We start from the raw sequence: 13,157 nt of genomic DNA, 5'->3' as shown, positions 1-13,157 counted from the left end.
CCGCCGCGGCGCTGCCGAACGCAGCGGCGGCGCCGAGCGAGATCACTCCACCGTGGCGCCCGACGCTTTCACCGCCACGCCCCATTTGCGGATCTCGCTGGCGATGAAGCGATCGAACTCCGGCCCCGTGGTGGGCGCCGGTTCCGAGCCGCGGTCACGGATGAACTTCACCATGCTCTCGCTGCGCAGGATGTCCACGACCTCGTGGTTGAGCCGCGCGACGATCTCGGCAGGCGTGCCGGTCGGCGCCATCAGGCCCAGCCAGCCCACGGCCTCGAAGTCCTTCAGGGCCGCGATGCCGCTCTCGCGCACCGTGGGCACGTCGGGCAGCTGGCTGGAGCGCGTGGCCGAGGTCACGGCCAGCGGCAACGCGCGGCCCGCCTGGATGTTGCCGAGCGCGGCCGTGACCGAGTCCACCATCAGCGGCACCTGGTTGCCCACGAAGTCGGCCTGGGCCGGGCCGCTGCCGCGGTAGGGGATGTGCGTGATGAATACGCCGGCCTGGGCCTTGAACATTTCGCCCGACAGGTGCTGCGAGCCGCCGATGCCGGCGCTGGCGTAGTTGAGCCGGCCCGGCGCGGCCTTGGCCTGGGCCACGAGCTCGCCCATGGTCTTGATGCCGGAGGCCGGGTGGGCCAGGAACACCAGCGGCACCTTGGCCACCAGCGAGATGCCGACCAGGTCCTTGGCCGGGTCGTAGCCGAGCTTCTTGTACAGCGTCTGGTTCACGGCCATGGCGCTGCCGGCGATCAGCAGCGTGCTGCCGTCCGGCGCGGCGCGCGCCACCATCTCGGTGCCGATGTTGCTGCCGGCGCCGGCCTTGTTGTCCACGACCACGGGCTGGCCCAGGCGCTTGGCCAGCTGCTCGGCCAGCGCGCGCGCGAAGATGTCGCTGGCCTGGCCGGGCGGGAACGGCACGACCAGGCGGATCGGCTTGTCGGGCCAGGCGGCGTGGGCCAGCGGCGCGAGCGTGACGAGGCTGGCGAGCGCGATGCCGGCCAGCAGCCGGCGGCGGGCGAACGGGAAGCGCATGGCTTGTCTCCAGTCGTTGTTCTTGGCAAAAAAAGAAGGGCGCAGGAGCCTTGCAGCCCCTGCGCCTCGGTGACCCGGTCAGGCCAGGTGCTTGCCCAGGATGCCGGCCAGTTCGAACATGGTCGCGCTGGGCTTGCCGAACACGGCCTGCAGCTTGGCGTCGGCCTTGATGCTGCGCTTGTCCGCCGGGTCCTGCAGGCCCTGGGCCTTGATGTAGTCCCAGATCTTCTTGGTGGCCTCGGTGCGCAGCACGTTGTCGGTGCCGATCACGGCGGCCAGGGCGGCGCTGGGCTTGAGGCCGCCGCCGGCCGCTGCCTTGCGCGGGGCCGCCTTCTTCGCGACCGCTGGCTTGGCCGCGGCCTTGGTGGCAGCCTTCTTGGCCGGCGCCTTGGCGGCCGGCGCACTGGCCGCCGTCTTGCGCGGCGGGAACTTGCTGGTGCGCGGCTCGAACTCGAAGGTCACCTTGCCCTCGTCCTTGTTCCAGGCCAGGAAGGCCTTGAACGCGCGCCGCGTGCGCATGCTGACGAACTTGTCCAGGAGGTCGGTCTTGCCCGTGGCCAGCAGCTTCTCGACCTGGGCGCGCTCCACGGGCTGCTGCAGGATGATCTTGCCGGTCTTGAAGTCGCACGTGGGCACGGCCTGGGCCAGCGTGGGCACGGACTTCTCGCAGACGTAGTTGGCGCCGTGCTCGAACACCGGGGCACCGCACTTGGGGCACTTGCCCAGCGATGCCTGGCCCGAGAAGTCCACGATCTCACCGGTCTCGCCCGCATCCTTGTCGTCGCCGAAGTCGAACTCCAGCTTCCAGTTGTTCTCTTCCTCGTTGAACTTCAGGACGATCTCGGACGTGAACGGCCAGCCGGCCTTGGAGCGGAAGCCCTCGATCGGGCCGATGTGCTTGTCGCGCAGCAGCGCCTCGGCCTCGGCCACCTCGAAGGTGCGGCCGGCCGGCGACTTGCCGAACGAAAAGCCGCACGGCGCCGCGCCAGCCTTGCCGGTGCAGGTGTAGCGCCGGTAGTTCTCCTTGACCACGCCGCCGCAGTTGGGGCAGGGCGAGGCCAGGGTCGCGTAGTCGCCGGGCACGGTGTCGCGGTCGTATTCCTTGGCCTTCTTGACGATGTGCTCGGTCATCTGCGCGATCTCGCGCATGAAGGCGTCGCGGCTCAGCGCGCCCTTCTCCATCTGGGCCAGCTTGTATTCCCACTCACCCGTGAGCTCGGCCTTGGAGAGTTCTTCCACGCCCAGGCCGCGCAGCAGCGTCATGAGCTGGAACGCCTTGGCCGTGGGGATCAGCTCGCGGCCTTCGCGCAGCATGTATTTCTCGTTCAGCAGGCCTTCGATGATGGCCGCACGCGTCGCGGGCGTGCCCAGGCCCTTTTCCTGCATGGCCTCGCGCAGCTCGTCATCGTCGATGGTCTTGCCTGCCCCTTCCATGGCGCCCAGCAGCGTGGCTTCGCTGTAGCGCGCGGGGGGCCGGGTCTTCAGGGCCTTGACGTCGGCGGATTCCACGCGCACGAGCTCGCCAGGCTTCACGGGCACCAGGTTCTTGCCGTCCTTCTCGTCGTCCTCGGTCGTGGCTTCCTTGCCATAGATGGCCATCCAGCCCGGCTTGACCAGCACCTTGCCGTCGGAGCGGAAGCTGTATTTCTTGGCTTCATGCTCGACGGTGCTGATGCGCGTCGTGACCTGGAACTCGGCGCTCGGGAAGAACACCGACAGGAAGCGGCGCACCACGAAGTCATAGAGCTTCTGCTCGGCGTCCGACAGGCCGCTGGGCGCCTGCAGCGTGGGGATGATGGCGAAGTGGTCTGACACCTTGGCGTTGTCGAACACGCGCTTGCTGGGCTTGACGTAGTTGCCGTCGATGGCCTGCTGCGCGAACGGGGCCAGATGCTTCATGCCGCTTGCGGCCAGCATCTTCATCGTGTCCTTGACGACCGGCAGGTAGTCCTCGGGCAGCGCGCGCGAGTCGGTCCGCGGGTAGGTCAGGGCCTTGTGGCGCTCGTACAGGCTTTGCGCCAGTGCCAGCGTGGTCTTGGCCGAGAAGCCGAAGCGGCTGTTGGCCTCGCGCTGCAGCGAAGTCAGATCGAACAGCAGGCCGCTAGCCTGGGTGGTGGGCTTGCTCTCTTCGGTGACGGTGGCGCGCTTGCCGCGCGCCGCCTCGGCGATGGCCTGGGCGTCGCGTGCGTTCCAGACGCGGTCGGCGCGCTGCTCGGGGTCGGGCTCGCCGTTGGCCAGCAAGGGTGCGTTGGCCTTCTTCCAGCTGGTGTCGAAGTACTTGCCCGGGTAGGCGCCGGCCTCGGCCTGGAACACGCCATGGATTTCCCAGTAGTCGCGGCTCACGAACTTGCGGATCTGCTCTTCGCGCTCGACCACCACCGACAGCGTGGGCGTCTGCACGCGGCCCACTGTGGTCAAGAAGAAGCCGCCGTCGCGCGAGTTGAAGGCCGTCATGGCCCGCGTGCCGTTGATGCCGACCAGCCAGTCGGCCTCGGAGCGCGAACGCGCGGCGTCGGCCAGGCCCTGCATCTGCGCCTCGCTGCGCAGCTTGCCGAAGCCATCGCGGATGGCCTGCGGCGTCATGGACTGCAGCCACAGGCGCTTGACGGGCTTGTTCAGCGGCTTGGCACCGCCGGCGTACTGCTCGATCAGGCGGAAGATCAGCTCGCCTTCGCGCCCCGCGTCGCAGGCGTTCACGAGGGCGGTGACGTCCTTGCGCTTGGCCTGCTTGACGACGGCGTTGAGCCGCGACTTGGTCTTGTCCACGGGCTTGAGGTCGAAGTACGGCGGGATCACGGGAAGGTGCGCGAAGCTCCACTTGCCGCGCTTGACGTCGAACTCTTCGGGCGCCTGGATCTCCACCAGGTGGCCGACCGCGCTAGTCACCACGTACTGGTCGTTCTCGAAATGGTCTTCGTGCTTTTCGAACTTGCCGGCCCCCGGCGTCAGCGCGCGCACGATGTCCTGCGCAACCGACGGCTTCTCGGCAATCACCAAGGTCTTGGTCATAGAAACTTCGCTATTCCTTCAATGTCGTCCGGGAACATTTCCCCGGCCTCGGCCAGTACGACGCGGCCGTCGCGGCCGCGCACCACCGTCACCGGCAGGCCCTGGGGCTTGGGCATGGTCCGCGCCACGTCGGGCGTGAGCATGCCAGCGGGGAAGCTGTATTTTTTTTGCCGAATGTAATTCAACGCCGCCTGCGGCTCGCGGTCGATGGACAGGGCCAGCACGGACAGGCCGTGCGCGCGCTGCGCCTGCCACAGCGCCTCGATGTGCGGGCTCTGCACGGCGCAGAACGGGCACCAGCTGGCCCACCAGTACACCACCAGCAGCTTGCCGTCGGCGCTCGCGGGCAGGAAGCGGCTGCCGTCCAGCAGCGCGACCTCGGCCAGCGGCAGCCGCGCGCCGACCGCAGGCAGGGCTGCCGCTCGGGCCGTGGCCGCGAACGGCCATGCCGCGGCCACAGCGGCGCTGGAGATCAGGCTTCGGCGGGACACAGGCATGGGACGGCTCCTACAATTCGCGGCTTTCCCGCGTGCGTGTACGCGCGCAGGTGCTTTTTCTAAACTAACAGAGTTTCGTTGTGGCCTCAAAAACCGCCCGCGCGCCCAGCCGCCCCGAACGCCGCATCCAGACCCGCCGCTCCGGCGTGCATGGCAAGGGCGTGTTCGCCGTGCAGGACATCGCCGAGGGCGAGACCATCATCGAATACGTGGGCGAGATCGTGAGCTGGCAGGAGGCGCAGGACCGCCATCCGCACGACCCGGCCGACCCGAACCACACCTTCTACTTCCACATCGACGCCGACCGCGTGATCGATGCGAAGTACGGCGGCAATTCCTCGCGCTGGATCAACCACGCCTGCGAGCCCAACTGCGTCGCCGACGAGCAGGACGGCCGCGTGTTCATCAAGGCGCTGCGCGACATCGCGGCCGGCGAAGAGCTGAACTACGACTACGGCCTGATCATCGAAGAGCGCTACACGAAGAAGCTCAAGGCCGAGTACCCCTGCTGGTGCGGCGCCAAGAGCTGCCGCGGCACCTTGCTCGCGCCCAAGCGCGGCTGGAAGAAATGATCCGCTGGCCGGCCGAGGACATCTGGGAAGCGGTCGCCCCGCTGCTGCCCGGCTTCACAGTCGAAGTGCTACCCGAGATCGATTCGACCAACAGCGAGCTCATGCGCCGCATCCGTGCGCAGCGCGCCGAGCCGACGCTGCTGGTGGCCGAACGCCAGACGGCCGCGCGCGGCCGCATGGGCAAGCCCTGGCAGGGCGAGCGCGGCGCCTCGCTGAGCTTTTCGCTGGCCATGCCGCTGGCGCCCGCCGAGTGGGCCGGCCTGTCGCTGGCCGTGGGCGTGACGGTGGCGCGCAGCCTGCACCCCGACCTGCGGCTCAAGTGGCCCAACGACCTGTGGCTGGCCGACCGCAAGCTGGGCGGCATCCTGATCGAGACCGCAGCGCTGCAGGACCAGCGCCACGTGGTGATCGGCATCGGCTTGAACATCCTGCCGCGCAGCGGCGAGGGCCTGTCCACGCCGCCGGCCTCGCTGTCCGAGCTGCGGCCCGACTGCGACGCCCCGCAGGCGCTGCGCGACATCGCCGCGCCGCTGGTGCGCGCCGTGCAACGCTTCGAGCACGCGGGCTTCGCGCCGTTCCGCCTGGCCTTCGACGACCTGGACCTGCTGCGGCATCGCCCGCTGCGCCTGTCCGACGGCACGGCCGGCACCGGCGATGGCGTGGACGATGACGGCGCGCTGCGCGTGCAGACGGCTACCGGCCTGCAGCGCGTGACCAGTGCCGAGGTCAGCGTGCGACCCGTGGAGCCTTCCGGCGGCTGACATGCTGGTGCGCACCGCAGCCCTCGTCCTGCTGGCGGCCAACGCCGTGTACTTCGGGTGGTCACAGGGTTTGCTGGCGCCGCTGGGCCTGGGGCCCGACACCGGCAGCGAACCGCAGCGCCTGGCCCAGCAGATCCGGCCCGAGGCCTTGCGCGTGGCGCAGACGTCCTCGGCCGCCGCGCCTGCGGAGCCGGCGTCCACGGCCGCCGGCCCCACCACGGAACCAGCCTGCCTGCGCGCCGGCCCGTTCGATGCCGCCCAGGCCGACACCTTGCGCCAGGCCCTGGCCGGCGCCGACCTGCCCGAGGGCAGCTGGGCGCTGGACGCCACGGCCACGCCCACGCGCTGGATCGTCTACATGGGCAAGTACGCGGACGCCGATGCGCTGGAGAAGAAGCGCGCCGAGCTGCGCGCGCTGCGCGTGGAAACGGCCCCGGTCCGGCCGGCCGCGCTGGCACCCGGCCTGTCGCTGGGTGTGTTCACCACGGCCGCGGGCGCGCAGGAGCACCTGGCCCAGCTGACGCGGCGCGGCGTGCGCACCGCGCGCGTGGTGCCCGAGACGCCAGAACAGGCCGTCACCCAGCTGCGCCTGCCCCATGCCGACGAAGCCTTGCGCGCGCGCGTGCAGCCCCTGGCCGGCAAGCCGCTCACCCCTTGTTGAAAGGACTTCCCATGCCCCGTCTGCAGTTGTACTTCGCCCCTGGCGCCTGCTCCTTCGTGCCGCACTGTCTGCTGGAGGCCAGCGGCGCCGAGTTCGAGCCGCGCCTGGTCAAGCTGCACAAGCGCGAGAACGACGAGGCGCCGTTCCGCGCCGTGAACCCGCGCGGCCAGGTGCCGGTGCTGGTGCATGGGGAGCAGACGATCACGCAGATCCTGGCCATCGTCGGCTACCTGGACGCGTTGTTTCCCGAACACCGGTTCCTGCCCGGCGAGCCGCTGGCGCGCGCCCGCGCCATGGAGCTGCTGGCGTGGATGAACAACACCGTGCACCCGACCTTCACGCACGTGTTCATGCCGTTCAAGTACAGCGACGACGCCGACGTGCAGGCCCAGCTCAAGAGCTTCAACGCCGGCCAGTACCGCAAGCTGCTTCAGGAGCTGCAGGACACCGTCGCCCAGGCCGGCGCCGCCACGGGTGGCTGGCTGGGCGGCGCGGCCTTCGGCCCGCTGGACGCCTATGCGCTGACGCTGACGCGCTGGGGCACGATCGCCGGCATCGACCCGGAGGGCCTGCCCCTGCTGTGGGCCTATGTGCAGCGCGTGGCGCAGGAGCCGGCCGTGGCCCGCGCCATGCAGCGCGAGCGCCTGCAGCTCAACCTGTACACGCCGCCGCTGGCCTGATCAGCGCAGGGCCTGGCGGTTCGCCGCCAGCTCGCGCGCGATGTGCTGCGCGAAGTCCTGCGCGCTGCCGCTGCCGGGCAGGTTGCTGACGGCCAGCAGCCGCTCGCGCAGGGCCGGCTGTGCCAGCACGATGTGGACCTCGGCATTGAGCCGCCCGATGACGTCGGCCGGCGTGTGGGCCGGCGCGAACAGGCCGAACAGCGAGGTGAGATTCGCCGATGCGAAGCCGGCCTCGGCCAGTGTGGGCACCTCGGGCAGCACGTCCAGCCGCTGTGGCGCGCCGACGGCCAGCGCGTGCAGCAGGCCCTGGCGCACGTACTGCAGCTGCAGCGCTGCGACGTTGCTCGACAGCACCTCGAACTGCCCACCGAGCGCTTCGTTGAGCTGCTGGCCGCCGCCCTTGTAAGGCACGTGCGTGATGCGCATGCCGCTGGCGCTGCGCACGCGCTCGAGCACGAGGTGGCCGGTCGTGCCGTGGCCCGAGCTGGCCCAGCGCACATGCCGGCGCCCGGCCTCCTGCACCAGCTCGCCCATGCTGCGCGCCGCCAGCGCCGGCGTGCCGAGCACGAGCACGGGCGTGGCCATCACGGCGGCCACGGGCGCGATGTCCTGCAACGGGTCGTAGGGCACGGGGCCCAGCACGGGCTGCAACGTGAGCGGCGTGATGGCCGAGAAGCACAGCGTGTGGCCATCGGCCGGCGCGCGGGCCAGCACGTCCATGGCCAGGCTGCCGCCTGCGCCCGCGCGGTTCTCGACGAGGACGGGCTGGCCCAGCCGCTCGGCCAGCCGTTGCGCCAGCGCGCGCGAGATGTCGTCGCTGACGCCGCCCGTCGCGTAGGCCACGAGCAGGCGCACGGGGCGCACGGGCCAGGGCCTGGCATCTGCGGCGAAGGCCGGCGCGGCCATCAGCGCCAGCAGCGCGCGCCGGTCCATCATGCACACGCCGCCTGGCGCCGCCCCTGCGCGGCCGCCAGCTTGCGCACCAGCGCGACGAAGGTGGCGGTGGGCCCGGTGCTGTCGGCCTGGCGCCACGCCAGCGTCAGGGGCGCGTCCAGCACCACCTCGGGCGCCAGCGGCCGGTAGACGATGGCGTGCGGGTGCGCGCCGCGCATGGAGGCGGGCACGACCGAGATGCCGACGCCGGCCGCCACGAGGTTCAGGTTGGTCATCATGCGGTCGACCTCGGCCGCCACGCTGACCTGCACCTGCTGCTGCGCGCACAGCGCCAGCAGGTTGGCGTACAGGCCCGGCGCGCCCGGGCGGCGCACGAGGATCAGCGCCTGGCCCTGCAGGTCGGCCAATGCCACGCCGCCGCGCGTGCGGGCCAGCGCATGGTCGCGCGGCAGGGCGACGACGGCGGGCTCCTGCAGCAATGTTTCCAGCACCACGCCGTGCGGGCGCGACACCGGCACGCGCAGGAAGCCGCAGTGCAGCCGCGAGGCGGCCACGGCCTCGGTGATGTCGGCCGCGTTGTTCTCGCTCACGACGAGCTGGATGCCCGGGTAGCGGCTGCGGCAGGCGCGCAGGGTCTCGGGTGTGAAGGCGTGGGCTGCGGCCGAGCTCGTGAAGCCCACGGCCAGCAGGCCGCGCTTGCCCTCGGCCAGCGCCGCCATGCGCTCCTGCATGGCCGCGAAGTCTGCGAGCAGGCGCTGGGCCTCGGCCTGGAACATCGTGCCCGCGTCGGTCAGCCGCACGCCCTTGGGGTGGCGCTGGAACAGCACGCAGCCCAGCTCAGTCTCCAGCGCCTTGATCTGCTGGCTGAGCGGCGGCTGCTGCATCCCCAGCTGCTCGGCCGCGCGCGTGATGTGCCCGGCCTCGGCCACGGCGAGGAAGTAGCGAAGTTGGCGCAGGTCCATATCCAAATCATATCGACTGCAGATTCGCCGCGTGTTTGCTATCTGCTGGTGCAATCCCTAGCATCCGCGCTCCACCGAACGACCACGGAGACATCCATGCAGGCCCCGCGTTTCTTCCCCCTGGCCGCCGCTGCGGCCGCCTTCCTTTCGCTGGCCGCCTGCGGCGGTGGCGGCGACGACGACATCAAAGAGGCCGCCCCCACGGCCACGGCCTGCCCGGCCGCCGTGCCCAGCACGGCGCGCTGCCTGCAGGGACAGGACTCGGCCGGCGCGCACTACCTGATCGCGATGCCGCAGAGCTGGAACGGCACGCTGGTGCTGCATGCGCACGGCGGCCCCAGTCTGGAGGCGCCGACCCAGGAGCGCGCCGTCGAAGACCTCACGCGCTGGGCCATCGCGGTCAAGGCCGGCTATGCCTGGGCCGGTTCCACCTTCCGCCAGGGCGGCGTGGAGGTGCGCGCCGCGGCCGAAGACACGGAGCGGCTGCGCAGGATCTTCCGCAAGCATGTGGAAAAGCCGCGCCGCACCATCCTGCACGGGCAGTCCTGGGGCGCAGGCGTGGCGGCCAAGGCAGCCGAGATGTTCACGGCCGAGACCGTGGGCACGCAGCCCTACGACGCCGTGCTGCTGACCAGCGGCGTGCTGGCGGGCGGCACGCGCTCCTACGACTTCCGGCTCGATCTGCGCGCGGTCTACCAGTACCTGTGCAACAACCACCCACGGCCGACCGAGCCGCAGTACCCGCTGGCCATCGGGCTGCCGGCCGACTCCACGATGACGCAGGCCGACCTGAGCGCGCGCACGGCCGAGTGCCTGGGCCTGAACCGCACGGCCGCCCAGCGCACGCCCGAGCAGCAGGCCAAGGTGCAGACCATCGAGCGCGTGGTGCGCATCCCGGCCAGCTCGATCCAGGCGCACCTGAACTGGGGCACCTTCCACTTCCAGGACGTGGTGGCCAGGCGCACGGGCGGGGCCAGCCCCTTCGGCAACATCGGCGCGCAGTACACCGGCTCGGCCGACGACGCGGCGCTGAACGCCGGGGTGCAGCGCTTGCGCGCCGACCCGCAGGCCGTGCAGCGCTTCGGCGCCGACACCGACCCGACCGGCCGCATCCCGGTGCCCGTGCTGAGCACCAAGTGGATCAGCGACCCGACGGCCTTCGTCGAGCTGGACGCGTATTTCAAGGAGGTCATGGTGCGCGGCGGTGCCGGCGACCGCTTCGTGCAGACCTTCACCACGCAGGGCACACACAGCTACATCAGCGACCCGACCTACCCCACGCTGCTGGCCGCGCTGCTGCAGTGGGTGGATGCGGGCGTCAAGCCCACGCCGGCCGGCATCGCCCAGCAATGCCCCAGCTACGAGGCCGCGTTCGGCGCCGGCTGCAGCTTCGCGCCCGACTACGTGCCGGCGTCGCTGGACACGCGCGTCACGGTGCGCGAGCGCCCTTGACCAGCCCGCTGAAACGCACGTTGACGCGCGTGCCCGGTGGCAGCCGCCCCGGGTGCGTGTCCTCCAGCGTGACGGCGGCCTGGTGCTGGCCCGCGATCTCCAGCACGATGGGCAGGCCCAGGCCCGAGCCGTCGGCATCGGTGCCGAGCGCGCGGTAGAAGGGCTGGAACACCAGTTCGCGCTCGGTCGCTGCAATGCCCGGGCCCGAGTCCTCCACCTGCAGCAGCAGGACCTGACCATACGGGTCGGCCAGCACGCGCGCCGTGACCACGCCGGGCCTGCCGGGCTGCGACGGTGTGTAGTTGATGGCGTTGTCGACCAGGTTGCGCACCAGCTCCTTGAGCAAGGTGGGGTTGCCGTCCAGCAGCACGCCGGGCGCGCCGGGCATGGCGCCGTCGTAGCCCAGGTCCAGGTGGCGCTCCATGGCGCGCGGCAGGGCCTCCTGCACCACGTCCATCACCAGGCGTGGCAGGTCGCAGGGCTGTCGCGTGATCGGCACGCCGCCGTTCTCGGCGCGCGCCAGGGCCAGCAGCTGGTTCACGGTGTGCGTGGCGCGCATGCTGGAGCGGCGGATCTGCTGCAGCGACTGCTTGAGCTCGTCCGTGCCCGCGCCCTCGCGCTGCGCCAGGTCGGCCTGCATGCGCAGCCCGGCCAGTGGCGTCTTGAGCTGGTGCGCGGCGTCGGCCAGGAAGCGCTTTTGCGTGGCGATGGAGTCCTTCAGCCGCGTCAGCAGGTCGTTGACCGAGGACACCAGCGGCGCCACTTCCAGCGGCACGGCGCGCTCGTCCAGCGGCGACAGGTCGTCAGGCTTGCGCGCGCGGATGCGCTGCTCCAGTTGCGACAGCGGCTTGATGCCGCGCACCAGCGCCAGCCAGACCAGCAGCACGGCCAGCGGCAGGATCACGAACTGCGGCAGCATCACGCCCTTGATGATCTCGGCGGCCAGCACCGAGCGCTTCTCGCGTGTCTCGGCGACCTGCACCAGCGCCTGCTGCGTGCCGGCCGCGTCCAGCGCCACCCACACGTAGGCCACGCGCACGTCCAGCCCGCGCAGCTCGGCGTCGCGCAGGCGCACCTCGCCGGGCGGGGGCCGCGCGTCGTCCTGCGGCCGGGGCAGGTCGCGGTCGCCGCCGATCAGTTCGCCGCGGCCATCCAGCACCTGGTAGACGACCTGATCGGCGTCGTCGGCGCGCAGGATCTCGCGCGCCGGCTGGGGCAGGCTGAACTGCGCGAGCCCGGGCTGCGGCGCGGCCACCAGCTCGGCCAGCGCGCGCACGTTGTACTCGAGCGCGCGGTCGAACGGGTTGCCGGCGATGCCTTGCGCGACCAGCCAGGTCAGGGCCAGGCTCACCGGCCACAGCAGCAGCAGCGGCGTGAGCATCCAGTCCAGGATCTCGCCGAACAGCGACCGCTGCTCGCGCTGGAAAATCTTCACGCGTTGATCTTTTCCAGGCAGTAGCCCAGGCCACGCACGGTGGCGATGCGGATCGGGCCCTTTTCGATTTTCTTGCGCAGCCGGTGGATGTAGACCTCGATGGCGTTGGTGGACACCTCTTCGCCCCATTCGCACAGGCGTTCGACGAGCTGGTCCTTGCTGACCAGGCGGCCGGCGCGCTGCAGCAGCACCTCCAGCAGGCCCAGTTCGCGCGCCGACAGCTCGACCATGCGGCCGTCGATGGTGGCCACGCGGCCGGCCTGGTCGTATTCCAGTGGGCCGTGGCGGATGGCGCTGCTGGTGCCGCCCATGCCGCGCCGCGTCAGCGCGCGCACGCGGGCTTCGAGCTCCTGCAACGAGAACGGCTTGGCCATGTAATCGTCGGCGCCGTAGTCCAGGCCCTTGACGCGCTCCTCGATGCTGTCGGCCGCCGTGAGGATCAGCACCGGCAGGCTAGAGCCGCGGCCACGCAAGGCCTTGAGCACCTCCAGGCCGTGCAGCTTGGGCAGGCCCAGGTCCAGGATCAGCAGGTCGAACTGGCTGCTGGTGCGCAGCGCGGCGTCGGCCTCGGTGCCGTTGGCCACATGGTCCACCGCCGCGCCCGAGCTGCGCAGCGCGCGCAGCAGGCCGTCGGCCAGGACCTGATCGTCTTCGGCAATCAGAATGCGCATGTCAGGTCTCCAAGGGGGTTGGCGGGCGGGGGATTCTAGGAGCCAGCATAGGCTTCTAGGCCCAGGGCCACGACGGTCGCCACGTCCGCCCCGACAGACTCGCGGAACTCGGCCTCGGCCTGCACGATGGCGCCACGGAAAGCCTGCTGCCAGGCCAGGCCATCGGCCGTGAACAGCACGCGCCGCACGCGCGCGTCGTACGGGTCGGCCTCACGCGTGACCAGGCCCCAGGCCTCGCACTGCGCGATCAGGTCGCCCATGGCCTGCTTGCTCATGCCGGCGCGCGCCGCCAGCTCAGTCGGCCGTGTGCCGGTCGCGTCCAGGTGCCGCGTGATGTGCACGTGGGCGGCGCTGACCTGGGCCCGCGCCGCCAGGTTGGACAGGGCCAGCGGCACCTGCACGTCATGCGCCATGAGCTCCAGCACGCGCGCATCGAAGCGGCGCAAGGCATCGCCCATCAGCCGTCCCAGGTGGGTGGTGCGCCAGGCATCGGCAGATTGGGATTCCATGGCGGCAAATAGTAAGCCAAAC

General features: G+C 70.9%; 13 protein-coding genes. 5 read left to right on the top strand and 8 right to left on the bottom strand.

What is annotated here, in order from left to right; genetic code table 11:
• Positions 1-42: 42 nt before the first annotated feature.
• The 3 genes from ASF43_RS27625 to ASF43_RS27615 form a co-directional block, all read right to left on the bottom strand.
• Positions 43-1,032, bottom strand: a complete 990-nt coding sequence (locus ASF43_RS27625; RefSeq protein WP_056188861.1) for a tripartite tricarboxylate transporter substrate binding protein — start codon at positions 1,030-1,032, stop codon at positions 43-45.
• A 78-nt stretch (positions 1,033-1,110) separates the two neighbouring features.
• A complete protein-coding gene (locus tag ASF43_RS27620) occupies positions 1,111-4,041 on the bottom strand; it encodes a DNA topoisomerase III (RefSeq protein ID WP_056188859.1) in 2,931 nt (976 codons plus the stop codon).
• On the bottom strand, positions 4,038-4,538 hold the full coding sequence (locus tag ASF43_RS27615) for a TlpA disulfide reductase family protein (protein ID WP_056188856.1): 501 nt from the start codon (positions 4,536-4,538) through the stop codon (positions 4,038-4,040). Before ASF43_RS27615 ends, ASF43_RS27620 begins: the two co-directional genes overlap by 4 nt.
• Before the next feature lie 80 nt (positions 4,539-4,618).
• Between ASF43_RS27615 and ASF43_RS27610 the strand changes: the two genes are divergently transcribed.
• From ASF43_RS27610 to ASF43_RS27595, 4 genes are read left to right on the top strand one after another with little or no spacing between them, the layout of a single operon-like run.
• Positions 4,619-5,110, top strand: coding sequence for an SET domain-containing protein (locus ASF43_RS27610; RefSeq protein ID WP_056188853.1), 492 nt, complete (start codon positions 4,619-4,621; stop codon positions 5,108-5,110).
• Positions 5,107-5,871: a biotin--[acetyl-CoA-carboxylase] ligase gene (locus ASF43_RS27605; RefSeq protein WP_056188851.1), complete on the top strand. Its 765-nt coding sequence runs from the start codon at positions 5,107-5,109 to the stop codon at positions 5,869-5,871. The genes ASF43_RS27610 and ASF43_RS27605 overlap by 4 nt, the downstream gene beginning before the upstream one ends.
• Position 5,872: 1 nt before the next feature.
• On the top strand, positions 5,873-6,532 hold the full coding sequence (locus tag ASF43_RS27600) for an SPOR domain-containing protein (RefSeq protein ID WP_369803352.1): 660 nt from the start codon (positions 5,873-5,875) through the stop codon (positions 6,530-6,532).
• An 11-nt stretch (positions 6,533-6,543) separates the two neighbouring features.
• Complete coding sequence (locus tag ASF43_RS27595) at positions 6,544-7,212, top strand: glutathione S-transferase family protein (protein ID WP_056188849.1); 669 nt, start codon at positions 6,544-6,546, stop codon at positions 7,210-7,212.
• On the opposite strand, the gene ASF43_RS27590 is transcribed toward ASF43_RS27595, so the two are convergent.
• Together ASF43_RS27590 and ASF43_RS27585 are read right to left on the bottom strand one after the other, a co-directional pair.
• Positions 7,213-8,148: a tripartite tricarboxylate transporter substrate binding protein gene (locus ASF43_RS27590; protein WP_056188846.1), complete on the bottom strand. Its 936-nt coding sequence runs from the start codon at positions 8,146-8,148 to the stop codon at positions 7,213-7,215. It abuts the gene before it with no gap.
• Positions 8,145-9,068, bottom strand: a complete 924-nt coding sequence (locus ASF43_RS27585; RefSeq protein WP_056188844.1) for a LysR family transcriptional regulator — start codon at positions 9,066-9,068, stop codon at positions 8,145-8,147. The genes ASF43_RS27590 and ASF43_RS27585 overlap by 4 nt, the downstream gene beginning before the upstream one ends.
• Positions 9,069-9,164: 96 nt before the next feature.
• On the opposite strand from ASF43_RS27585, the gene ASF43_RS27580 reads away from it, so the two are divergent.
• Positions 9,165-10,520, top strand: a complete 1,356-nt coding sequence (locus ASF43_RS27580) for a hypothetical protein (protein ID WP_056188840.1) — start codon at positions 9,165-9,167, stop codon at positions 10,518-10,520.
• Here the strand turns inward: ASF43_RS27580 and ASF43_RS27575 are convergent.
• The 3 genes from ASF43_RS27575 to ASF43_RS27565 are packed head-to-tail and all read right to left on the bottom strand — an operon-like array spanning position 10,498 to position 13,135.
• Entirely contained in the window at positions 10,498-11,955 is a 1,458-nt protein-coding gene (locus tag ASF43_RS27575; protein WP_056188838.1) for a sensor histidine kinase, read from the bottom strand. The two genes, ASF43_RS27580 and ASF43_RS27575, sit on opposite strands and share 23 nt — an antisense overlap.
• The gene (locus tag ASF43_RS27570) at positions 11,952-12,626 is read right to left on the bottom strand and encodes a response regulator transcription factor (protein ID WP_056188836.1); all 675 of its coding nucleotides are present in this window, start codon (positions 12,624-12,626) and stop codon (positions 11,952-11,954) included. The genes ASF43_RS27575 and ASF43_RS27570 overlap by 4 nt, the downstream gene beginning before the upstream one ends.
• A gap of 35 nt (positions 12,627-12,661) precedes the next feature.
• Complete coding sequence (locus ASF43_RS27565) at positions 12,662-13,135, bottom strand: MarR family winged helix-turn-helix transcriptional regulator (RefSeq protein WP_056188833.1); 474 nt, start codon at positions 13,133-13,135, stop codon at positions 12,662-12,664.
• Between the last annotated feature and the right edge of the window lie 22 nt (positions 13,136-13,157).

The organism is Pseudorhodoferax sp. Leaf267 (assembly GCF_001422405.1).
Lineage (GTDB): Bacteria > Pseudomonadota > Gammaproteobacteria > Burkholderiales > Burkholderiaceae_C > Pseudorhodoferax.
The sequence above is the reverse complement of the archived record's forward strand: the minus strand, read 5'-3'. Positions and strand labels throughout refer to the sequence as shown.